The sequence below is a fragment of the Nocardia tenerifensis NBRC 101015 genome (assembly GCF_000308715.1).
Taxonomy (GTDB): Bacteria; Actinomycetota; Actinomycetes; order Mycobacteriales; family Mycobacteriaceae; genus Nocardia; species Nocardia tenerifensis.
Genome location: NZ_BAGH01000578.1, coordinates 1 through 21,913, shown reverse-complemented (window position 1 = coordinate 21,913; position 21,913 = coordinate 1). Strand labels below are relative to the sequence as shown.

Annotated in this window: 15 protein-coding genes; 1 reads left to right on the top strand and 14 read right to left on the bottom strand. The window is 71.0% G+C overall.

Annotated elements, in window-relative coordinates; genetic code table 11:
- The 11 genes from ON39_RS38210 to ON39_RS38160 all read right to left on the bottom strand — a co-directional run.
- On the bottom strand, positions 1 to 953 hold a 953-nt coding region (locus ON39_RS38210; protein WP_040741491.1), incomplete at its 3' end, for a beta-ketoacyl synthase N-terminal-like domain-containing protein.
- A 48-nt stretch (positions 954 to 1,001) separates the two neighbouring features.
- Positions 1,002 to 5,810, bottom strand: coding sequence for a type I polyketide synthase (locus ON39_RS51225; RefSeq protein WP_040741490.1), 4,809 nt, complete (start codon positions 5,808 to 5,810; stop codon positions 1,002 to 1,004).
- 47 nt (positions 5,811 to 5,857) lie between these two features.
- A complete protein-coding gene (locus tag ON39_RS38200; protein WP_040741489.1) occupies positions 5,858 to 11,155 on the bottom strand; it encodes a type I polyketide synthase in 5,298 nt (1,765 codons plus the stop codon).
- Positions 11,156 to 11,302: 147 nt separating this feature from the next.
- Entirely contained in the window at positions 11,303 to 11,965 is a 663-nt protein-coding gene (locus tag ON39_RS38195) for a class I SAM-dependent methyltransferase (RefSeq protein ID WP_040741488.1), read from the bottom strand.
- Positions 11,966 to 11,977: 12 nt separating this feature from the next.
- Positions 11,978 to 13,051, bottom strand: coding sequence for an HAD-IIIC family phosphatase (locus ON39_RS38190; RefSeq protein ID WP_040741487.1), 1,074 nt, complete (start codon positions 13,049 to 13,051; stop codon positions 11,978 to 11,980).
- On the bottom strand, positions 13,048 to 14,166 hold the full coding sequence (locus ON39_RS38185; protein WP_051187637.1) for an acyl-CoA dehydrogenase family protein: 1,119 nt from the start codon (positions 14,164 to 14,166) through the stop codon (positions 13,048 to 13,050). Before ON39_RS38185 ends, ON39_RS38190 begins: the two co-directional genes overlap by 4 nt.
- Positions 14,159 to 14,437, bottom strand: coding sequence for an acyl carrier protein (locus ON39_RS38180; RefSeq protein WP_040741486.1), 279 nt, complete (start codon positions 14,435 to 14,437; stop codon positions 14,159 to 14,161). The genes ON39_RS38185 and ON39_RS38180 overlap by 8 nt, the downstream gene beginning before the upstream one ends.
- Positions 14,434 to 15,294 (bottom strand): 3-hydroxyacyl-CoA dehydrogenase family protein, encoded by an 861-nt coding sequence (locus ON39_RS38175; protein WP_040741484.1) that lies wholly within the window; start codon positions 15,292 to 15,294, stop codon positions 14,434 to 14,436. The genes ON39_RS38180 and ON39_RS38175 overlap by 4 nt, the downstream gene beginning before the upstream one ends.
- Complete coding sequence (locus ON39_RS38170; protein ID WP_051187636.1) at positions 15,291 to 16,724, bottom strand: NAD(P)/FAD-dependent oxidoreductase; 1,434 nt, start codon at positions 16,722 to 16,724, stop codon at positions 15,291 to 15,293. Before ON39_RS38170 ends, ON39_RS38175 begins: the two co-directional genes overlap by 4 nt.
- Positions 16,721 to 17,173, bottom strand: a complete 453-nt coding sequence (locus ON39_RS38165) for an SRPBCC family protein (protein ID WP_040741483.1) — start codon at positions 17,171 to 17,173, stop codon at positions 16,721 to 16,723. The genes ON39_RS38170 and ON39_RS38165 overlap by 4 nt, the downstream gene beginning before the upstream one ends.
- 139 nt (positions 17,174 to 17,312) lie before the next feature.
- Positions 17,313 to 18,587, bottom strand: coding sequence for an LLM class flavin-dependent oxidoreductase (locus ON39_RS38160; RefSeq protein ID WP_051187635.1), 1,275 nt, complete (start codon positions 18,585 to 18,587; stop codon positions 17,313 to 17,315).
- 282 nt (positions 18,588 to 18,869) lie between these two features.
- Here ON39_RS38160 and ON39_RS38155 point away from each other — a divergent pair, with 282 nt between their 5' ends.
- Positions 18,870 to 19,718: a mycofactocin-coupled SDR family oxidoreductase gene (locus tag ON39_RS38155; protein ID WP_040741480.1), complete on the top strand. Its 849-nt coding sequence runs from the start codon at positions 18,870 to 18,872 to the stop codon at positions 19,716 to 19,718.
- A gap of 56 nt (positions 19,719 to 19,774) precedes the next feature.
- On the opposite strand, the gene ON39_RS38150 is transcribed toward ON39_RS38155, so the two are convergent.
- From ON39_RS38150 to ON39_RS38140, 3 genes are all read right to left on the bottom strand, one after another.
- Complete coding sequence (locus ON39_RS38150; RefSeq protein WP_051187634.1) at positions 19,775 to 20,269, bottom strand: flavin reductase family protein; 495 nt, start codon at positions 20,267 to 20,269, stop codon at positions 19,775 to 19,777.
- Between the two features lie 31 nt (positions 20,270 to 20,300).
- On the bottom strand, positions 20,301 to 21,362 hold the full coding sequence (locus tag ON39_RS38145) for an SMP-30/gluconolactonase/LRE family protein (RefSeq protein ID WP_146251000.1): 1,062 nt from the start codon (positions 21,360 to 21,362) through the stop codon (positions 20,301 to 20,303).
- 14 nt (positions 21,363 to 21,376) lie between these two features.
- A partial coding sequence (locus ON39_RS38140; RefSeq protein WP_040741478.1) for a cytochrome P450 occupies positions 21,377 to 21,913 on the bottom strand: 537 nt, incomplete at its 5' end.

Here is a 21,913-nt window from a genome sequence, read left to right as displayed (position 1 = left end):
TGCTGCGCGGGACCGCTCGGCGCGGTCAAACCGTTCGACGCCCCATCGGAGTTCACCGCCGAGCCCGCCACCACCGCCAGCACCGGGTGCCCGCTGCGCTGGGCGTCCGAAAGTCGTTCCAGCAGAAGCACTCCCGCGCCCTCCGACCAGCCCGTGCCGTCGGCGGAGTCGGAGAACGGCTTGCACCGGCCGTCCGGCGCCAGCCCGCGCTGCTTGCTGAACGCGATGAACGGGCCCGGCGTCGCCATCACCATCACCCCGCCGGCCAGCGCCATCGAGCACTCCCCCGAGCGCAGCGCCTGGCACGCCAGATGCAGCGCGACCAGCGACGATGAGCACGCCGTATCGACGCTGATCGCGGGCCCCTCCAGGCCGAGCGTGTAGGCCACCCGGCCGGAGATCACCGCCGCCGAGTTGCCGGTGGTGAGGTAGGCCTCGGCCACCTCGGGGACGGTGTCGAGCAGGTACTCGTAGTCCTGGATGCCGGATCCGGCGTACACGCCGATCTGCGCGCCGCGCACCGAGTCGGGCGCGATGCCCGCCCGCTCCAACGCCTCCCAGCAGATCTCCAGCATGAGACGCTGCTGCGGGTCGGTGCCGAGCGCCTCCTTCGGGCTCATGCCGAAGAAGGCGGGGTCGAAACCGGCTGGGTCGGTGAGGAATCCGCCCTCGCGCACGTAGCTGGCGCCGGTCCGGTCGGGCGCGTCGGCGCGCAGCCGGTCCAGATCCCAGCCGCGATCGGACGGGAACGGCGTCACCGCGTCGCGTCCGGCGGCGACCAACTCCCACAGGTCCTCCGGCGACTCGACGCCGCCGGGGTAGCGGCAGCTCATGGCCACGATCGCGATCGGCTCGCGCTCGCCGCCCTCGGCCGCGCGCAGCCGTCGCCGGGTCTGGTGTAGATCCGCGGTCACCCGCTTGAGGTACTCGAGGAGCTTCGCGTCGTCCGACATCCCTGTCCCACCGTGTCTTTCGTGGTTGTCCGTGTGCTGCGGGCGGGCTCAGCCGAGCCCGAGCTCCGTGTCGATGAAGGCGAAGACGTCGTCCGCCGACGCCGTCGCCAGCTGTGCGCCCGCGTCGTCCGCCGCCGTGCCGAGGGTCTCGGTCGCGGCGGTGAGCAGCGCCTGCAGGCGATGGGTGAGCTTCCAGCGCGCCACGTCCGCGCGGGGCAGCGACCGCACGGTCGCGTCCAGGCGATCCAGATCGGCGAGCACCGAGGCGGCTCCCGGATCGTCGTCCTCGCACAGCTCGGTGCGCAGGTAGTCGGCGAGCGCGAGCGGGGTGGCATGGTCGAAGATCAAGGTGCTGGCCAGTTTTCGGCCCGTCGCCGCGCTCAGCCCGGTCCGCAGGTCGACGGCGGCGACCGAGTCGAAGCCGAGATCCTGGAAGGTCCGGGTCTGGTCGAGTTCGGCGGCGTCGTCGTAGCCGAGCAGGGCGGCCACCTGCGCGCACACCAGATCGAGCACGGCGCGGGCCCGCTCCGGCTCGGTCATCTCGGCCAGCCGTGCGACGAATGCTGTCGCGGAAGAGGTTTCGGCCTGGTCCTCGGCCAGCAGCTCGCGGACTTCCGGCAGGCCGTCCAGGAGCGGGCGCGGCCGCGCCAGCGTGTAGGTCGGCACGAACCTGGCCCAGTCGAAATCCGCGATGACGATATCGCCGCCGTCGTCGTGCAGCACGCGGCGCAGCGCCTCGACGGCCAGCCGCAGCGGCATCGCGGGCGCGCCGATGCGCCGCAGCAGCGCGCCGAGTTCGGCGTCGACCATGCCGCCGTCCCAGGAACCCCAGGCGATGGCGGTCGCCGCCCGTCCGCGCGAGCGACGCTGTGCCGCAAGCCCATTGAGGAACGCGTTCGCGCCCGCGTAGGCGGCCTGCTCGCCGCTGCCCCAGATCGCCGCGCCGGAGGAGAACAGCACGAACGCGGCCAACGGCCGGTCGGCGAGCAGCTCGTCCAGGTTGCGCGCGCCGACGACCTTGGCACGACCGACCTCGGCGAACTCCTCGAGGCTCAGGTCGGCCAGCGGCGCCAGGCGCTGCGCGACCCCGGCCGCGTGGAAGACGGAGGTGAGATCGGGCAGCGTGTCGAGCAGCTCGCGCAGCGCGGCACGATCGGCGACGTCGCAGGCCGCCACCGTGACGCGCGTGCCGAGCTGGGTCAGTTCGTCGGCCAGCGCGTCGATGCCTGCGGTGGCGCGACCGCGCCGTCCGGCGAGCACCAGATGCTCCGCGCCCTCGGCGGCGAGCAGCCGGGCCACATGCGCACCTACTCCGCCCGTGCCGCCGGTGATGAGCGTGGTGCCGCGCGCGGTCCACGTCCCGGCCCGCGCGCTCGGCGCGCGGACCATTCTCGGCGCGAACACCCGGTCGCCGCGGATCGCCAGCCGGTCCTCGTGCCCGGCCGTCGCGGGCAGGCGGCACAGCCGATCGATCGTGGCCGGGTCCGGCGCGCCGATCACGTCGATCACGCCGCCCCACGAGTTCGGCTGGTCGAGGCCGAGCACCGCAGCCAAGCCCCAGATCGTGGACTGCGCCGGGCTCGTCAGCTCGGCGTCGTCGGTGACGGCGACCGCGCCCGCGGTCACGCACCACAGCGGCGCGGTCACGCCCGCGTCGGCGAGGGCTTGGGCGAGCACGACCGTCGCGGCGGTGCCGGCGGACAGGGCAGTGTGTCGCGGGTGCGGCCGATCATCCAGTGCGAGAAGGGAAATCACCGTCGTGGCGGTCGCCGTCGCGGTGTCGTCGCAGAACCGGGCGGCCAATGTGCCGCGATCGTCGGCGAGGACGTCGACCGGCACGAGCCGTGCGCCGAGATCGGTGAGCGCGTCGGAGGCGGCGGTGACCCACAGGTTGGTCGGCGGTCCGGCCGGAACGACGACCACCAGCTGGCCGACGGGGTCGACGGCCTGCCCGCCCTCGACCGGCTGCCACGTCATCCGGTACCGCCACGAATCGACCTGTGCGGCATCGCGTTCGCGGTCGCGCCAGGCGGCGAGCGCGGGCAGCACCGCGCCGAGCGCGGCGGCGTCCACCCGTAGTTGTTCGGCGAGCGCGGCCGGGTCCGCGGCGTCGATGGCCGACCAGAAGGACGAATCCGCCGCGCCGGGCTCGGTTGCACTCGCCGCCCAATAGTGGCGGCGTTGAAAAGCGTAGGTGGGCAGCTCTATTCGGCGCGCACCTCGATCGGCGTAGAAGGCGGTCCAGTCCACGGTGGCCGCGCCGCGCGCGTGCAGCGCCGCGAGGGCGGACACGAGTTCGCGCTCCTCGCTTCGGTTCCGGCGCAGCGCCGCGGTGAACACCGCGTCGGCGTCGGGCTCCAGGCAGTCCGGACCCATGGGCGTGAGCGCGGCGTCGGGACCGAGTTCGAGAAAGGTCGCGACGCCCTCGTCCGCCATGGTGCGCACGGCGTCGCCGAACCGTACCGCCTCGCGCACATGCCGCACCCAGTGCTCTGGCGTGCCGATCTCCGTCGCGTCCACGAGCTTGCCGGTCAGGGTCGACACGATCGCGAAAGCCGTTGTGCGGTAAGTCAGTCCGGCGGCGACCTCGTGGAAGTCGGCGAGCATGGGGTCCATGAGCGGCGAATGGAAGGCGTGCGAGACCCGCAGCCGCGTCGTCTTGCGGCCCTGCGCGGCGAAGTGCGCGACCAGCGCGGTGACGGCGTCCTCGGTCCCCGAGATCACCACGGACGCCCCGTTCACCCCGGCCAACGCGACGTGTTCGGTCAGCAGCGGACTTACTTCTTGCGCAGTGGCGCGCACGACAGCCATCGCACCGCCGCCGGGCAGGGCCTGCATCAGTTTGCCGCGGGCGGCGACGAGCCGCGCCGCGTCGGCGAGGGAGAGGACGTCGGCGACGTGTGCGGCCGTCAGCTCGCCGATCGAGTATCCGGCCACGAAATCCGGTCGCACTCCCCAGGATTCGAGCAGCCGGTACAGCGCGACCTCGATGGCGAACAATCCGGCTTGGGTGTAGGCGGTCTGCTGAAGCAGGTCCTCGTCGTCGCCCCACAGCACGTCGAGGAGGCCGCGGTCGAGCCACTTGTCCAGCGCCTCGGTCACGTCGTCGAGTGCGCGGGCGAAGGCCGGGAAGACGCCGTACAGCTCCTTGCCCATGCCGAGGCGTTGCGCGCCTTGGCCGGTGAACAGGAACGCGGTGCGCGCGTCGGCGCGCACCGTGCCCGTGTGGACTCCGGCCGGATCGCCCTGCGCGAAAGTGCCCAGGGCACGGTCGAACTCGGGGCGGTCGGCGGCGACCAGCACGGCGCGGTGGTCCAGGGCGGCGCGTGTGGTCGCCAGTGAGTACGCCGTGTCGAGCAGGTCGAGTTCCGGGCGCTCGGTGCGGAAGTCGGCGAGCTTGGCCGCCTGTGCGGCGAGGGCGTTCGCACCTCGCGCCGAAATCGGCAGCGCCAGTACCGATCCGGTGACGCGACCGGTCTCGGGTTCGTCCGCCGGTTCGATTACCGCGGGGGCCTCCTCGATGAGCACGTGCGCGTTCGTCCCGCTCAGGCCGAACGAGGAGATCCCGGCGCGGCGCGGCCGATCGATGGCGGGCCACGGCGTCGGCTCGGTGAGCAGTGCGACGGCGCCCGCCTGCCAGTCCACGTGCGGGGTCGGCCGGTCGACGTGCAGCGTCTTGGGGAGCATCCCGTGGCGCATGGCCTGCACCATCTTGATGATCCCGCCGACGCCGGCGGCCGCCTGCGTGTGGCCGATATTGGATTTGAGCGACCCGAGCAGCAGCGGGCGATCCGCGGGCCGGTCCCGGCCGTAGGTGGCGAGCAGGGCCTGCGCCTCGATCGGGTCGCCGAGCACCGTGCCGGTGCCGTGCGCCTCGACCGCGTCGACGTCGGCGGCGGTCAGCCGCGCGGCGGCCAGCGCGTCGCGGATCACCCGCTGCTGCGACAGGCCGTTCGGCGCGGTGAGCCCGTTGGACGCGCCGTCGGAGTTCACCGCGCTGCCGCGCACCACCGCGAGCACCGGATGACCGTGGCGGCGCGCGTCCGAAAGCCGTTCGACCAGAAGCATTCCCGCACCCTCGCCCCAGCCGGTGCCGTCGGCGGCCGCGGCGAACGACTTGCACCGGCCGTCCGGGGCGAGCCCGCGCTCCTGGCTGAAGCCGATGAACGACACCGGCGTCGCCATCACCGTCACCCCGCCGGCCAGCGCCAGCGTGCACTCGCCGGAGCGCAGGGCCTGAATCGCCCAGTGCAGCGCGACCAGCGAGGACGAGCACGCGGTGTCGACCGTGACCGCGGGCCCCTGGAGGCCGAGCGTGTACGCCACCCGGCCGGAGGCGACGCTGGCCAGTCCGCCGGTCCCGCTGCTCGCGGAGTAGTCGTGGTAGACCACGCCGGCGAACACGCCGGTGCGGCTGCCGCGCAGCGAGTTCGGATCGATACCGGCGAGTTCGATGGCCTCCCAGGACAACTCCAGCAGCAGCCGCTGCTGCGGATCGGTGTCCCTGGCCTCGCGCGGGCTCAGCCGGAAGAAGTCGGCGTCGAACTCGGCGGCGTCGTGCAGGAATCCGCCTTCCTTCGCATAGGTGCGGCCGGGGGTCGCCGGGCGGGGATCGTAGATGTTCTGCACGTCCCAACCCCGGTTCGCGGGGAACTCGGTGATGCCGTCGGCGCCCGAGGCGACCAAGTCCCACAGCTCCTCCGCCGAGCCGACGCCGCCGGGGAACCGGCAGCTCATGGCCACGATGGCGATCGGCTCGGCGGTCGCGGCCTCGAGGCGGCGCAGGCGTTGCTTGGTCTGCTGTAGGTCCGTCGTCGCGCGCTTGAGGTACTCCCTGAGCTTGCCTTCTGTGTCCATCGATGTTCCTGCTCGTCCGAAAGTTGTTGCGCCGGTGGGCTAGCGGTTCAGGCGAGGCCCAATTCGCTGTCCAGGGCGGCGAAGAGTTCGTCGTCGGAGGCGGCGTCGTACTGCCGCACCGGTTCCGGCGGCGCGTCGCCGTGCGCGTCCTGCCACCCGCGCAGCAGCGCCTCCAGCCGGGTGGTGATCCTGGCCGGGTCGACGTCCGTGGGCAGCGCGCCCGCGAGCAGGTCCGCCAGCCGATCGACCGCGTGCAGCACCGGGCCCGCGGGATCGGCGGCGACCGGTGCTAGGGCCGCATCCAGATACTCGGCCGTCGCGCGTGCCGTCGGGTAGTCGAAGACCAGTGCCGCGGGCAGCTTCAGTCCGGCGGTGCGGCCGAGCCGTTTGCGCAGTTCGACGGCGGCGAGCGAGTCGAAGCCGAGTTCCTGGAAGGCCCGGTCCGGTTCGATCGCCGCGGCGGACGGGTGGCCGAGCACGGCCGCCACCTCCGCGCGGACGAGATCGAGCAGCACGCGGAGGCGTTCGGGCGAGGCCAGGTCCGCCAGTCGTTGCCGCAGTTCGGCATCGCCGGTGTGCCGGGCCCGGATCGGCACCCGCACGATCGCGCGCAACACGGGCGGCAGTTCGTCCGTCGCCGCGCGCAGCACGGCGTGGTCGAGGCCGAGCGCGACGACGGCGGGCTGCTCGACGGTGAGCGCGGCGTCGATGAGGCGCAGTCCGTCGTCGGTGGTCAGTACGGGCGTGCCCAATTGTGTTATGCGGCGGGTGGACTCGGGGTCGGCGAGCGGTTCCCAGGGGCCGAGCAGGATGGCGGTGGCCGGAAGTCCGAGCGAGCGACGGTGTTCGGCGAACGCGTGCAGGAAGGTGCTCGCGGCCGCGCGATTCGCCTGGCCCATCGCGTGCAGCAGGCCGGTGGACGAGCCGAGCAGGACGAACCTGGTCAGCGGCGCATCGCGCAGGCAATCCTGGAGATTCAGCGCGCCGTCGATCTGCGGGCGGAGGACCGCGTCGAGTTGTGCTTGCGACATCGTCTCGAACATGGCGTTGTCCGTGCCGGTCGCGTTGTGCAGGACGGCCGTGACCGGGTGGTCGGCGGGTACGCTCGCCACCAGCGCCGCCACGTCATCGCGGTTCGCGAGATCGCAGTCCATGCTTCGTGTTTCGACACCGAGCGCGGTCAGCTCCGCAGTGAGTTCGGGGTTCGCCGGGCCGGTCAGCAACAGCCGGCGCGCGCCGTACGCGGAGGCCGCATGCCGGGCCAGGGCCGCGCCCGCACCATGGGTGCCCTCGGCGATCAGCACGGTGCCGATGGCCAGCGAGACCGGTTCGCCGCCTAGCGGTGTCGGCACCAGTCTCGGGACGCGAATTGTGCCTGCCCGCAGAGCGATTTCGCTCTCCCCTGTGCCCAGCGCGTCGGCCAATCCGGCGGAGGTCAGCGTATCGTCCGTGTCCAGCAGGATGATTCGGTCCGGATGTTCGGTCTGGGCGGCGCGCACCAGACCCCAGACCGACGCCTGGTCTGGATCTACGAGGACCGCGGTCGCGTACCACGTCACGACGACGAGCTTCGTCTCGGCGAGCCGATCCTCGGCCAGCCAGGATCGCACCGTGCTCAGCGCCGCCGAGAGGAGACTGCGGTGGTCGTCGCCCGGAACAGCCTGATACAGAAGGTATTCCGGCCTCGGAGACGCCTCGATCACTGCCTCGAGGTCCGGGTATATCGGCAGCGCGAGCCCGGAGATCCCGCTGCCGAGGACCGCGACGACTTCCGTCGTGGGAAATGCGGACGGTGCCGGTACCCACTCCAGCCGGAACAGGCGATCGGGCGCGGTGCCGATACTGAGGTCCGCAGCAGTCATCTCGCGCAACCGCAGCGACTCCACCGACAGCACGACCCGCCCGGCATCGTCGGCGAACGCCACCGCCACACCGTGTTCGGCGGCTGGCCTGACGCGCACTCGCGACACCACGCCCCCACTGTGCCTCGCGATCCCACTCCAGCTCGCGGGCATAGAAGCTGTGCCGCCGGTGGCGAACCGGGCCAATTGAACCGCGCTCTCCAGAAGCGCGGGATGGATGTCGAAGGACGCGTCCGCCGAGTCGGGCAGCGCGAGTTCGGCGAAGAGGTCGTCGCCTTGGCGCAGTACCGTCCGCAGACAACGCAGTGCGGGTCCGTAGTGATTCCCCGGCACGGAGTCATGCACCTCATCGACACCGACGGATTGCGCACCACCGGAAGGCCATTCGACCATTGCCGGTGCCGTCCGCGCGGAATCGCCCGCGAGCGCGCCGACCGCGTGCACCGCCCAAGCCGCACCAGACCGCGAGTAGATGTGCAGTGACCGCGCACCACCCGCTTCCGCGCGGCCGATCACGACCCGCAGATCAATGCCGCCGCGCTCAGGCAGCACCAGCGCGTCGCGCACCGAAAGATCGCGCACCGTCTCGTAGCCGAGCTCCTCGGCGGCCCTCAACGCGATTTCGGCGAGGGCGGCACCGGGCAGCACCGCGGTGCCGAGGACGGCATGCTCGCCGAGCCAGGCTTGGGTATCGGCCGATATCCGGCCGGTCAGAACGACGCCTTCATCGTCTGGCAGCGCGACCACGGTGGAGACCAGTGGATGCCCCGTGCCGTCGAGCCCCGCCTCGCCGACCCCCGCGCCACCCGACCGGGACACCAGCCAAAACCGCTCGTTCTGAAAAGCGTAGGTGGGCAACTCGATCGGGCGCGCGCCGTATCCGGCGAAGAACCCGGCCCAGTTCACGGGCGCACCGGACGCGTGCAAATGGGCGACGGCGGCGACCACGGTCGCGGTCTCGGACTGCGCGCGACGCAGCGTCGGCACCACGAGCGCGTCGTCGTCTTCGTCCAGACTCTGCCGAATCATGCTCGCCAGCACCGCGTCCGGACCGAGTTCGACGAATCGGGTCACACCCTCGGCCGCCGACCACCGCACGCCGTCGGCGAAGCGGACGGTCTCGCGCACATGCCGCACCCAGTACTTGCCATCGAAGGCGTCGACGGGCCGACCCGTCAGATTCGAGATCACCGTCAGTTCGGGCGCGCGATACGTGATGTCCTCGGCGACGGCGGCGAACTCGGCCAGCATCGGCTCCATCAGATCCGAGTGGAACGCGTGCGAGACCCGCAGCCGAGTCGTGCTGCGGCCCACCGCCGCCCAGCGCTCGGCAACCACGCTCACCTTGCCGGCCGCGCCGGAGAGCACCACCGAACCAGGGGCGTTGATCGCCGCCAGGCACACGCCGTCCACGAGATCCGCGGTCACCTCGTCCTCGTCGGCCTGGACCGCGACCATCACGCCACCGGCCGGCAGCGCCTGCATCAACCGGCCCCGCGCCGCGACCAATCGGGACGCGTCCGCCAGCGACACGGCTCCGGCCACATGCGCCGCGGTCAGCTCGCCGATCGAGTGACCGAGCACGAAATCCGGCCGCACGCCCCAGGATTCGAGCAGTCGGAACAGCGCGACCTCGACCGCGAACAGTCCCGCCTGCGCCCACATCGTCTGATTCAGCAGGTCTTCCTCGGCTCCCCACAGCACCGCGCGCAACGACCGGTCGAGGTGTGCGTCGAGTTCCGTCGTCACCGCGTCGAAGGCCGCGGCGAACGCCGGAAACGCCGCGTACAGAGCGCTGCCCATCCCCGGCCGCTGCGCGCCCTGGCCGGAGAACACCATCGCGGTGCGCCCGTCCCGAGCCACATTCCGCACGACGCCCGCCGACCCGGCACCGGAGGCCAAGGCGCTCAGGGCAGCTCGGTCGTCGGCGAAGACGACCGCACGGTGCGGCAAGTGGGCCCGCCCGGTCGCCAGCGTGTACGCCACATCCACCGGGTCCGACTGCTCGTCCAGATGTGCGCGCAGCCGCCGCGCCTGCGCCGCCAGCGCCGCCTCGTCGCGGCCGGATATCACCCACGGCACCGGAACCCCGGTCGGCCACGACGATCGTTCCGGCACAACCGTGTCCGGCGCCTGCGCCAGGATCACATGCGCATTGGTGCCGCTCAGCCCGAACGAGGAGACCCCCGCCCGGCGCGGCCGATCCGCCGCCGGCCACGGCCGCGCCTCGATCAGCAGCCGGACATTGCCCGCCGCCCAATCCACCTGCGGCGTGGGCTCTTCCGCGTGCAATGTCTTGGGTAAGACACCGTGGCGCATGGCCATGACCATCTTGATGATCCCCGCCGCCCCGGCCGCCGCCTGTGTGTGCCCCATGTTCGATTTGATCGATCCCAGCCACAGCGGCCGCGCCGCGGGCCGGTCCTGCCCGTAGGTGGCGAGCAAGGCCTGCGCCTCGATCGGATCGCCGAGCTTCGTCCCGGTGCCGTGCGCCTCCACCGCGTCGACCTCGGCGGCCGACAAGTCCGCCGCCGCCAGAGCTTGCCGGATCACCCGCTGCTGTGACGGACCGTTCGGCGCGGTCAAACCATTAGACGCCCCATCGGAGTTCACCGCCGACCCCGCCACCAAGGCCAGCACGGGGTGGCCGTTGCGCCGCGCGTCGGAGAGCCGCTCCAGCACCAGCACCGCGGCCCCTTCCGAGCAGCTCATGCCGTCGGCGTCGGCCGAGAACGACTTACAGCGTCCGTCGCTCGCCAAGCCGCGCTGAGTGCTGAAGTAGACGAACATGTCCGGGTTGGCCATCACCGTGACCCCGCCGATCAGCGCGAGCCCACATTCGTTGCGGCGCAGCGCCGTCGCGGCCAGGTGCAGGCAGACCAGCGACGACGAGCAGGCCGTGTCCACGGTCGCGACCGGCCCCTCGAGCCCGAGGGTGTAGGCGAGGCGGCCCGCGACGAAGCTGCCCGCGCTGGTGCCGCCCACCTCGACGCCCAACGCGTAGTCGTGGTACATCACCCCGGCGAACACGCCGGTGGCGCTGCCCCGCAACGACATCGGATCGATGCAGGCGCGTTCGAGCGCCTCCCACGCGGTGTGCAGCAGGAGCCGCTGCTGCGGATCGGTCGCGCGGGCCTCGTTCGGGCTGATGCCGAACAGGTCCGCGTCGAAATCCGCGGCGTCGTAGAGGAAGCCGCCCTGCTGCGAGTAGGTCTTGCCCGGCCGGCCGGGTTCGGGGTGGTAGAGGTCGGGTGCCCAGCCCCGGTCGGTCGGAAAACCCGAGATGGTGTCCGTCCCGTCGGCGACCACCCGCCACAATTCGTCGGGAGTCGTTACGCCGCCGGGGAACCGGCAGCCCATGCCGACGATCGCGATCGGATCGGCGCCCGCCGCGGCGGTGGCCGCGGCCAGCTTCTGCTTGGTCTCGCGGAGGTCGCCGAGCGTCCGCTTCAAATACTCGAGCAACTTCTGCTCATCGCTCACCGCTGACTCCCTACGCACACCTGCTCATTCCGGTCGCGAGAGCCAAAGCGCTTGCCACCGAACATTATTCAAGTCGGCGGCGACCCGGCTGACTACACGCAACCGCCCCTATAACGGGATTCGAACCCCTACCGGGTCGGCCGCCCCTCATCGCTTGCGGAGCAAGGTGATGCCGTCGGCCATCACCAGCAGCGAGAGGTCTACTCGCTCATCGGCGTACAGGGCCGCGTTGAGTTCGCGCACCGCGACGGTGTCCGCGTCCTGCGCCGCCGGATCGGCCACCCGGCCGAAGAACAGCGCGTTGTCGATGACGATCAACCCGCCCGGCCGGACCAGCTCGAGGCATCGCTCGTAGTAGGCCGGGTAGTTCGTCTTGTCCGCGTCGATGAAGGCGAGGTCGAAGCTGCCCGGCCCGCCCTCGGCGACCAGCGCGGCCAGCGTGTCGACCGCGTCGCCGATCCGCAACTCGATGCGGTCGGCGACCTCGGCCCGCTGCCAGAACGGCGCGGCGATGGCCGCCCAGCGGTGGGTGATGTCACAGGTGATCAGCCTGCCGCCGGCGGGGAGCGCGCGAGCCATGCACAGGGTGCTGTACCCGGTGAAGGTGCCGATCTCGAGTATCCGTGCGGCGCCGGTCAATCGGACGAGCATGGCGAGCAGCTGGCCCTCCTCGGCCATCACCTGCATCGCCACCCCGCCCGGTAGATCGGCTGTCTCGCCGCGTAATTCGCGCAGGATCGGGTCGTCGCGCAGCGAGACCTCGCGCACGTAGTCGAGCAGGCCCGGCGTGCTGTCGAGCTGGTTCGCCATGGTCGTCCTTTCTCACGGGGACGGCGTCGGCACGCCGAGTTCGGCGGCGATCAGCCGGACGGTGCTGGATTCGGGTTGGCGGGTGGGCACCAGGTGCAGGCGCTGAATACTGTCGGCCGGGGCGAGCGTGGCCAGACAGGCGCAGGGGCTGTCCTCGAAACCCGCGAAGCGGTAGGCGATCTCCATCATCCGGTTGCGCTCGGTGGCCCGGAAGTCGGCGACCAGGTGCACCCTGGCCCGCGCGGCCCGGTCGGTCAGCCAGCGCAGAATGGTCGCGCCCGCGCCGAACGAGACGACCCGGCACGAGGTGGCGAGCAGTTTCACATGCCACGCGTCGGCGGCCTTGTCCAGCAAGAGGATTCCGACCGCGCCGTGCGGCCCGAACCGGTCGCTCATGCTGATCACCAGCACCTCGTGGGTGGGGTCGGCCAGCAGCGCGCGCAGGTCGGCGTCGCTGTAATGCACGCCGGTGGCGTTCATCTGGCTGGTGCGCAGCGTGAGCTCCTCGGCCCTGCTGAGCTCCTCGTCGGTCGCGCGCCCGATCCGCATCTCCAGTTCGAGCGAGCGCAGGAAGTCCTCGTCCGGCCCGGCGTAGCCCGCACGCTCGGCGTCGCGCTCGAAACCGGCCTGATACATCTGCCTGCGCCGCCGCGAGTCGACGGTGGACACCCGGGGGGTGAACTCCGGCAGCCGGGTCAGCTCGGAAAGCTGTTCGGCCGCATAACATCTGACATCCGGAAGGTGGTAGCGCACCTCGGCGCGCTCGGTCGGCTGGTCGTCGATGAACGCCATGGCGCCGTGCGCAAAGTCGAGTCGCTCGGCGATCCGGCGCACCGACTCCGACTTCGGACCCCAATTGATCTGCGGCAGCACGAAATACTCCGCCAGGCCGAGCGCTTCGAGCCGGGCCCACGCGTGATCGTGGTCGTTCTTGCTGGCCACGGCGTGCAGGATGCCGCGGGTGTCGAGCTCGTGCAGCACGGCGCGGACGGCGTCGGGCACCGTCACCTCGTCGCCCTCGGACAAGGTGCCCCGCCACAGCGTGTTGTCCAGGTCCCACACCAGGCACTTCAGTGTCGCGTTCACGGCTTGTTCTCCCTACCGGGCCCCAGGGCCGAACGGGCGAGCATGAGCCGGCAGAGCTCGCTGCTGCCCTCGATGATCTCCATGAGCTTCGCGTCGCGATAGGCGCGGGCGACGACGTGTCCGTCGTGCGCCCCCGCCGAGGCGAGTACCTGCACCGCGGTCGCGGCCCCGCGCGCGGCCTGCTCGGAGCTGACGTACTTGGCCAGCACGGTCGCGGTCACCATCTCAGGGGAGCCGCTGTCCCAGCAGCGGCTCGCGTGCTCGCACACCCGGGTGGCGATCTGCTCGGCGGCGACCAGCCCGGCCACGTGCCCGGCGACCAGCTGATGCTCACCGATCGGTTTGCCGAATTGCTCTCGGACAGAGGCGTGTTCGGTCACCGCGGCGAGGCACGCGCGCAGGATGCCGACGCACCCCCAGGCGACCGACATGCGCCCGTAGGACAGCGCCGCGGTGACCACTAGCGGCAGCGAGAGCCCGCCGCCGCCGAGCACCGCGGCGGCGGGCACCCGCACCGCGTCGAGGGTGATGTTCGCGTGGCCCGCGGCCCGGCACCCGAGCGGATGCGGCACGCGCTCGATCGTCACGCCCGGCGCGGACGCCGGTATCACGGCCGCCGCGGCGCCGTCGCCGTAGCGACCGAAGATCACCAGGTGATCGGCGTAGGCGGCGGCGGTGACCCACACCTTCGCGCCGTCGACGACGAGGGAGTCCCCGCGCGCGGTGAACGACGTCGTCAGCGCGGAAAGGTCGCTGCCCGCGCCGGTTTCGCTGAACCCGACCGCGGCCAGTCCCCCGCCGGTCAGCAGGGGCAGGTACGCGGCGCGCTGGTCGCGGCTGCCGAGACGCTGAATCGTCCAGGCGGCCATGCCCTGTGAGGTCAGCACGCTGCGCGCGGAGCTGCACACCGCGCCGACCCGCGCGGTCAGCTCGCCGTTGTGTTCGCTGCTGAGGCCGAGACCGCCGTAGCGCGTGGGGACTTCGGCGCACAACAGCCCGCGCTTACCGAGATCCACCAGCAGGTCGCGCGGCAGCGCGCACGCCAGATCCCAGGTTTCGGCGTCGTCGCCGAGCAGCTCGGCGGCGAGCTCGGCCGGTTCGATCGGGCTACTCACCGTCGGGCGCACGGAGTCTGGCGACCAGCGCGATCATGGCGCGCACGGTGCGGAAGTTGTCCAGCTTGAGATCCGGCCCGCCGATCGCGATGGCGAAGCTCTGCTCGAGGTGCACGACCAGCTCCATCGCGAACAGCGACGACAGCCCGCCGACCGCGAACAGGTCGCGATCGACCTCCCACGACGTCTTGGTCTTCTTCTCCAGGAACGCCAGCAGCGACCGTTCGACGTCGTCGTCGGTCGTCGGGGCGGGGACAGCGGATGCGGTCATTGCAACGTCTCCTCGTAGTGAAAAAAGCCGCGGCCGGTCTTACGGCCGAGATCGCCGCGCGCGACCATGTCCACCAGCAGCGGGCACGGACGGCAGCCCTCGTCGCCGGTCCGCTCCAGCAGCACCCACAGCGAGTCGGCGAGATTGTCGAGGCCGATGAGGTCGGCCGTGCGCAGCGGACCGGTGGGGTGCCCGAGGCAGCCGCACATGAGCGCGTCCACGTCCTCGGCGGAGGCGGTGCCCTCGTGCACGATCCGGATGGCGTCGTTGATCATCGGATGCAGGACGCGGCTGGTCACGAAGCCGGGAGCGTCCCGGACCACGATGGCCTGCCTCCCGATTCGGTGCAGCAGGGCGGTCACCGCGGCCAGCGTGCGGTCGTCGGTCAGCGGTCCCCTGATCACCTCGACCGTGGTGATCAGGTACGGCGGGTTCATGAAGTGTGTGCCGATCAGTTCGTCGGGGCGCGGCACCGCCGTGGCCAGCTCGGCGATCGGAATCGACGAGGTGTTGGTGATCAACGGCGTGCCGGGCCGGACGGCGGCGGCGACCTCGGCCAAGACCTTGGCTTTGCGATCCGCGTCCTCGGTGATCGCCTCGATCACCGCGACCGCGTCCGCCGCGCCCAGCGGGCTGGTGCCGGTGACGAGTTCGCCGCGCGGCACGTCCGCGGGCAACGCGTCCATCAGCTGCGCCATCCTGAGCTGGGCGGCGATCGCCGTGCGGGCGTTGTCCAGTTTGCCGGCGTCGATGTCCACCAGCTCGACGCCGACACCGTGCCCGAGCGCGAGCGTGGTGATGCTCGTGCCCATCACGCCGGCGCCGAGCACGGTCAAATGCTTTGTGGCCGTGGTCATCTCGCCCTCTCGACGGGCAGATCCGCGGCGGACGGGTACGGCAGCTCACCGAACTCGGGGAACTGCGCGATCGCGGCGGGCGCGGTGAGCGGCGGCCGCTGCGGGCCGCGGATCAGCGACCACATCAGCCGCGGGCTCATCATCTGCGCGGGCGAGCCGGTGAGCGCGGTCATCTCGTGCGTCACCCGCGACATGGCGAAGTTCGACGCGGCGGTCCGCTGCCAGCGCGCGGTCATCCGCTGCTGGAACGGCCCGAGCACGCCGGACAGGTCCATACCGAACAGCCGCTCCATCCGCACGTTCGTCTCGACGCCGGGGAACCAGCGATCGTTGCCGAGCGCCATCTGCCATGGCAGGGCGCCCGCCTTGGCGATCGCGGTCTGCGCCTTGGCCACCGAGCCGCGGCCGAGGCCGGTGCGCGCCAGCCGCTCACGCAGGGCGAGCGCGCCGAGCGCGGCGACCGACATCCCGGTCGCGTAGTTCGGGCTGACCACGGTCACGGCGTCGCCGATCGCCACGAAGTTGGCGGGCAGGCGCATCCGCTCGAAGAACCGCCGCCGGTTCGCGGTGGCGCGGGACGAACGGATCGTGCCGAGCGGGCGTGCGGCGGACAGGATGTTGCCGATGATCGGATGACGAAGCGACAGCGCGTATTCCAGGAAGCCGCGCTCGTCGTGCGGCGGATGCGCGCCCCGGGTGCCCATCAGCGCGACGATCCAGCGGCCGTCCTCGTTCGGCATCAGCGCCGCGCCGCGACCCGGCCGGCCCGTCGCGGGCTCCGCCTGGATCAGCACGCCGGGGAAGTCCGCGCCCGCGCCGTCGGGCAGTTCGTACCAGCGACCGGCGTAGGCCAGGCCCGCGTCCAGGAACTGCTCCTCGACCATGGGCAGGCCGAGTCCGGAGAGCCACTGCGGCGCTTTGGATCTGGCGCCGGTGGCGTCGACGACGAAATCGGCGTCGAAGCCGCGCCTGCCGCCGTCGGCGTCGACGCCGGTGATCGCGTCACGGTCGCCGCGCAGGCCGGTCACCGTGACCCCCTCCTCCACCATGATCTTCGGATCGCGCAGCACCTGTTGCCGCACAACGTGATCCACCAGATGCCTGCTGCTGTTGAGCACGAACGGCTCGGTCCGGAACCGCTCGGACCATCCCTCCGCGGTCAGGATGAGAAACCGGTCGCCGATCGAACGCCGGTGCGCCCCAGCGGCGATCAGCGCGTCGATGGTGCCCGGCAGCACGCGGTCGACGGCCTGCGCCCCGCCGCCCATCAGCATGTGATTCTGGTAAGCCTGCGGCAGCCCTTTGCGCGGGCCCGGCGCGGCCGGGTACACATCGGACTCCAGCACGACGACCTCGTCGACGTGTTCGGCGAGCACGGCCGCCGACAGCATGCCCGCCATGCCGCCGCCGAGCACCAGCGCGCGGCTCATCGGCCCTTGCCCTCCGTCGCGCGCTGGTGCGCCTCCCGCTCCAGCGCGACGAAGGTCGACATCAGATCGCGGCGCATCTTCCGGTAGAAGACGAGCCAGAAGAAGGGGACGAAGCCCCCGTGCAGCTCGACGTCGCGGCTCACCTTCACCCGGCCGGGACCGGCCGGCTCGTACCGGGTCTCGATCAGCATCTTGCCCATCGGCATCGGGGATTCGGTGGCGAAGGAGCGCTGCGGGTCGACCGCGGTCACCTTGAACGGGCCCTTGGCGTTCTTCGGCGTGCCCTTCGGCCGGGTCCAGCCCTGGGCGCCGGGCACGAATTCGCCCTCGAAGCCGGAGCCGAGCAGGTGCGGATCCCAGGTGGACCAGCGTTCGACGTCCGTCGCGGTATCCCAAATGGAGGCGAGATCACCACTGATCGTGGCCGTCTCGCCGAATTTCAGCAACATTGTTTGTACCTTCCTCACCTGTCGGCGAGCGAAAACTCGAGCACACCATCGGTGGTATTCAAAACCGGCTCGTGCGGCCCGCGCCACATCGCCCGGCCCCTAGCCTCCGGCGGTGCACCCCTAAAAACTCGAGGGGTTGTCAGCCTGCCGTCGGCGGGGTCGGCGGGAACTGCTCCATATCGGTGCGGATCACATAGTCGGAGACGTCCTTCGCCGGCACTTCGACCCGACTCAACGCCTCCTTGATCGGTATCGCCAGCCGATCCCTTTTCGCTTGTTCGCGTTCCTCGCGGCCGTCCACGAATTCGGGCATGACCTCGCGCGCGAACAGTTCCAGCGATTCACAGATGTGCTCGTGCGAGGTGGCGCCGGTCTGCGCCTGGAAGACGATCTGGTCGACGCCGGCGTCCGCGTACGCGCGCACCATCTCGCGCAGCTTGTCCGGTGTGCCGATGCCCCGGCGCAGCGACTCGAGCCGCGCGACGAGCTCCGGCGGCAGCTGCGCCTTGGTCGCGTCGTCCAAATGCCTTGTGAATCCGGCCATCTCGCCGTACTGGGCCAGCTCGGCCGCGAGATCGGTGACGCCGGGCCGATGTTCGCCCTGCAGGTAGTAGTGGGCGAAACCGTAGGCGAAGAAGTGCGCGCCGTCGAGGCCGCGATCGTAGGCGGTCTCCTGGTCCTCGTGGCACAGAAACGGCATGACGACAGAGAAATTGGGGTTGACGGCGCGCCCGATCGGGACGCACTCCTCCGAGACGAGGGTCGCGTAGTAGGACTCGACCCACTTGCGCGCCTCCTCGATCGTCACGAAAGCCAGTGAGAGCGCGCCCATTCCGTACCGGGCCGCCGAGTTGATGGTGTCCGCCGAGCTGCACGCGACCCACAGCGGCGGGTGCGGCTGCTGCTTGGGCTTCGGGACGACGTTGCGCGGCGGCATGTCGAGCCACTTGCCCTGATGACCGGTGAAGGGCACCTCGGTGAGCATGCGGATCACCACGTCGATGGCCTCGCGCCACTGCTCGCGCTTGGTCGCCCGGTCGATGCCGAACGCGCCGAGCTCGTGTTGCGTGCTGCCCTGCCCGGTGCCGAAATCGACCCGGCCGCCGGAGATCAGGTCCAGGGTCGCCAGCCGCTCGGCCACCCGCGCCGGATGGTTGACCGCGGGCGGCAGCGATACGATCCCGTGCGCCAACCGAATTCGGCGGGTCCGCGCGGCGGACGCGGCCAGGAACACCTCCGGCGCCGACGAATGCGCGTACTCGTCGAGGAAGTGATGCTCCGCCGCCCAGACGTAGTCGAAGCCGAGCCGATCGGCCAGCTCGACCTGTTCCAGCGACTCACGCAGCACGCGCTCGTCGCTGTCGGCCGACCAGGGCCGCGGCACCTGATGATGGTAGAGCAGTCCGAATCTCATGCTTGCTATCTTTCATCCGAGGTGTGTCGCCAGCGCGTGCGCCGCAAATGCGAGGGAATAACAGCAAGTATTCGTTCGTCTTTTCCGGACAACAAGACTTCGTCGGCCCGGAGCCCGAAATCAGGGGTCGGCCGGGCGAATTCGCCGCCGATCGATAAGGGAGCCCCTAAATGTGCACCGCCGCCGCCGATTAGGGGGCCGCGGGGCGGTCCCGCGCAACGCCGGAACGAGTAAAAAAGAACGGTACATCACCGTATTCTCGACGCAGCAACGGAGGACCTCATGGGCCGAGTGGAAGGTAAAGTGGTCGCGATTACCGGCGCGGCGCGTGGGCAGGGACGCAGCCACGCCGTGCGATTGGCGGAGGAGGGCGCCGATATCGTCGCGATCGACCTGTGCGAAAACATCGATATCGTCGAATATCCCTTGGCCACCGCCGAAGACCTCGAGGAGACCGTGCGGCTGGTCGAGAAGACCGGCCGGCGGGTCGTGGCGAAGCAGGCCGACGTGCGCGACTACGCCGCGCTGCGCACGGCGCTCACCGAGGGCGTGCGTGAACTCGGCGCGCTCGACGTCGTGATCGCCAACGCGGGCATCAGCCCGGTCGGCGCGGGCCGCCCGGTCGCCGCGTTCACCGAGACCGTCGACGTCAACCTCAGCGGCATGCTGAACACCGTGCACGCGGCGCTGCCACACCTCGCCGACGGCGGCTCGATCATCGTCATCGGCTCGGCCGCCGGCCTGATCACCCACTACGGCCCGCTCGGGGCGATGGGGCCCGGCGGCATGGGTTACGCCTTCGCCAAGACCACGCTGGCCGCCTACGTCAACTGGTTCGCCACCGTGCTCGCACCGTCGGGCACCCGCATCAACGCGGTGCACCCGACCAATGTGGACACCGACATGCTGCAGAACGAGGCCATGTACAAGGTCTTCCGGCCCGATCTCGAGCACCCGAAGCGCGAGGACGCCGAGCCCGTCTTCCCGATGGTGCAGGCGATGCCGATCCCCTATGTGCAGCCGATCGACGTCTCGCACGCGGTCACCTTCCTCGCCTCCGACGAGTCGCGCTACGTCACCGGCACGCAGCTGCGGGTCGACGGCGGCGCGGTGGTCAACGCCGGCAAATAGCCCCTCAGCCGAAAAGCACTCGAGTCCGGCCACATCGGCCGGACTCGAGTGCTTTCTCAGGCGTGCAGCCGGCGAAAACGACTGCCGTGGAACACGAGTGGCTCCACCTCGGCGCGGGTGGCGAGCCGATGGATGCGCAGCAGCACGACGGTGTGGTCGCCGCCGGGCACCTCGGCGTCGATCGACCCCTCGATCCACGCCGACGCGCCGTCGATGAACACCGCGGCGCCGTGGCCGCGGTGTACGTCGATGTCGCGGAAGCGATCCCCGGTGCGCGCGGCCAACGCGCGCGCCGTCCGCTGCTGACCGGTGCCGAGCAGGCTCACCCCGAGACGGCCCGCTGCGACCAGGCGCGGCCAGGTCCGCGAGCTGTTCTGCACGCAGAACGAGACCAGCGGCGGATCGAGCGAGACCGGCACGAACGTGCTGACGGTCAAACCGAGCGGGAGCCCGTCGAGCTCCGCGCACACCGCGACCACGCCGCTGGGGAAGCAGGCGAAGGCGCCGCGCAGGTCGTTCCCGTCGGAGGGAACCTCGTTGAGTTCGAACATGATTCGCCTCCGTCGGCGGCGTGCGGGCCGATCAAATCCGGTGCAGGACGAAGTCCGTCGCGCCGGGCCCGCCGCCGAACAGGCTGTCCACCCGGCCGCTGAGCACGTAGGTGCCGTACGGGGTGACGGTGAGATCGGTGGGTGAGGGTATCGGCCACGGCTCGTGCCGGGCAACGGTTCTGGCCGACAGCCAGCCGTCGGTCGTGGCCAGTTCGGTCACCGCCTCCGAGCCGTCGTGGGCCGCAAGGTGATTCGACACCACGAGCAGGTGCCCGTCGGGGGTCATGGTGATGCCGTCCGAGCCGGGCAACATACGATCCACCCGCACCTGCGACGTGGCGGCGGGGTCCGCGACCGGAACGCGCGCCAAAGTGCCCGCGCTGTAGTTCATTCCGAGCACGACGCCCTGCGCCTCGTCGAACGCGATGCCGACCACGCCCGCCCCGTGCGCGCTCGCCGCGAGCAGCGGGTGCTGCACCACGACCGACGCCTGATAGTCCGGGGTGACCCGGTAGATCGCGCCCGCCGCCGGGTCGCAGACGTAGGCGGTGCCGGAGCGGTCCAGCGCGATCCGGTCGGCCGCCCACACCGGGCCCGCGCCGATCGCCAGATCGACCAGCGCCAGCTGGCGTCCGCTGACCAGGTCGTAGACGAGCAGGCCTGCGGATTTCAGCGCGGTCTCCGGCTTGGTCCGCGCGCCGAATCCGAAGTCGTGGTAGGCCACGAGCAGCCGCAGCCGCGCCAGATCGACCTGCATGCCGACGGTGGAGACCACCCGAGGATCCGGCTCGGTGATGAACGGGGTGAGCCCGCCGTCCGCGCCGACGATCGAGATCGTCCCGCGCCCAGTGGAACTCACCAGGAAGGCCTGCCGGGTCGGATCCCACGCCACCCCTTCGGGATACAGCGCGTCCGCGCGCACGGTCAGCGACGGCGGCGCGGAGAGCAGGAACGGCATCGCCTCGGCCTTCGGCTCGGAACCGCCGGGCGACAACGCGTTCAGTGCCAGCACCCCCGGCACGACCGCGGCCGCTCCGGCGGCGACCGCCGCCGTACCGAGCATGGTCCTTCGGCTGAACTTATGGGTAGACACACGAGCTCCATTCATTACCAGGTCACCGGCAGTTCGCCGTTGACGCCGTGCACGAGGGTGCCGCTCTTGAACGACAGCGACTCCATCGGAACCGCCAGTCGCAGACCGGGAATCCGGCGCAGCAGCGTGGCGAAGACGACCTCCAGCTCCACCCGCACCACATTCGCGCCCGGGCACTGGTGGATGCCGTGGCCGAAGGCGGAGTGGCCGCGGGCGTCGCGGTGGATGTCGAAGGTGTCGGCGTCCGCGAACGCCTCGTCGTCGCGGCTGGCCGAGCCGGTCAGCACGATGATGCCCTCGCCCGCGCGGATCAGCTGCCCGCCGACCTCGACGTCCTGGGTGGTCACCCGGGCCGGGCTCGAGTCGGCGATGCTGAGGTAGCGCAGCAGCTCCTCGACCGCGCCGGGGATGAGCGACGGATCGGCCGCGAGTTCGGCGAGCTGATCGGGGTGCTCCAGCAGCACGAGGGTGCCGAGCGCGATCATGTTGGAGGCGGTGTCGTAGCCGCCGAACAGCATCGCCTTGGCGATATTGACGATGTCGCCGCGGTC

What these genes read in the sequence shown, in the direction of transcription:
- ON39_RS38160 (WP_051187635.1), bottom strand. Translation starts at nt 18,587, where the DNA reads ATGAGATTCGGACTGCTCTACCATCATCAGGTGCCGCGGCCCTGGTCG.
- ON39_RS38175 (WP_040741484.1), bottom strand. Translation starts at nt 15,294, where the DNA reads ATGACCACGGCCACAAAGCATTTGACCGTGCTCGGCGCCGGCGTGATG.
- ON39_RS38165 (WP_040741483.1), bottom strand. Translation starts at nt 17,173, where the DNA reads ATGTTGCTGAAATTCGGCGAGACGGCCACGATCAGTGGTGATCTCGCC.
- ON39_RS38180 (WP_040741486.1), bottom strand. Translation starts at nt 14,437, where the DNA reads ATGACCGCATCCGCTGTCCCCGCCCCGACGACCGACGACGACGTCGAA.
- ON39_RS38170 (WP_051187636.1), bottom strand. Translation starts at nt 16,724, where the DNA reads ATGAGCCGCGCGCTGGTGCTCGGCGGCGGCATGGCGGGCATGCTGTCG.
- ON39_RS51225 (WP_040741490.1), bottom strand. Translation starts at nt 5,810, where the DNA reads ATGGACACAGAAGGCAAGCTCAGGGAGTACCTCAAGCGCGCGACGACG.
- ON39_RS38195 (WP_040741488.1), bottom strand. Translation starts at nt 11,965, where the DNA reads ATGGCGAACCAGCTCGACAGCACGCCGGGCCTGCTCGACTACGTGCGC.
- ON39_RS38150 (WP_051187634.1), bottom strand. Translation starts at nt 20,269, where the DNA reads ATGTTCGAACTCAACGAGGTTCCCTCCGACGGGAACGACCTGCGCGGC.
- ON39_RS38155 (WP_040741480.1), top strand. Translation starts at nt 18,870, where the DNA reads ATGGGCCGAGTGGAAGGTAAAGTGGTCGCGATTACCGGCGCGGCGCGT.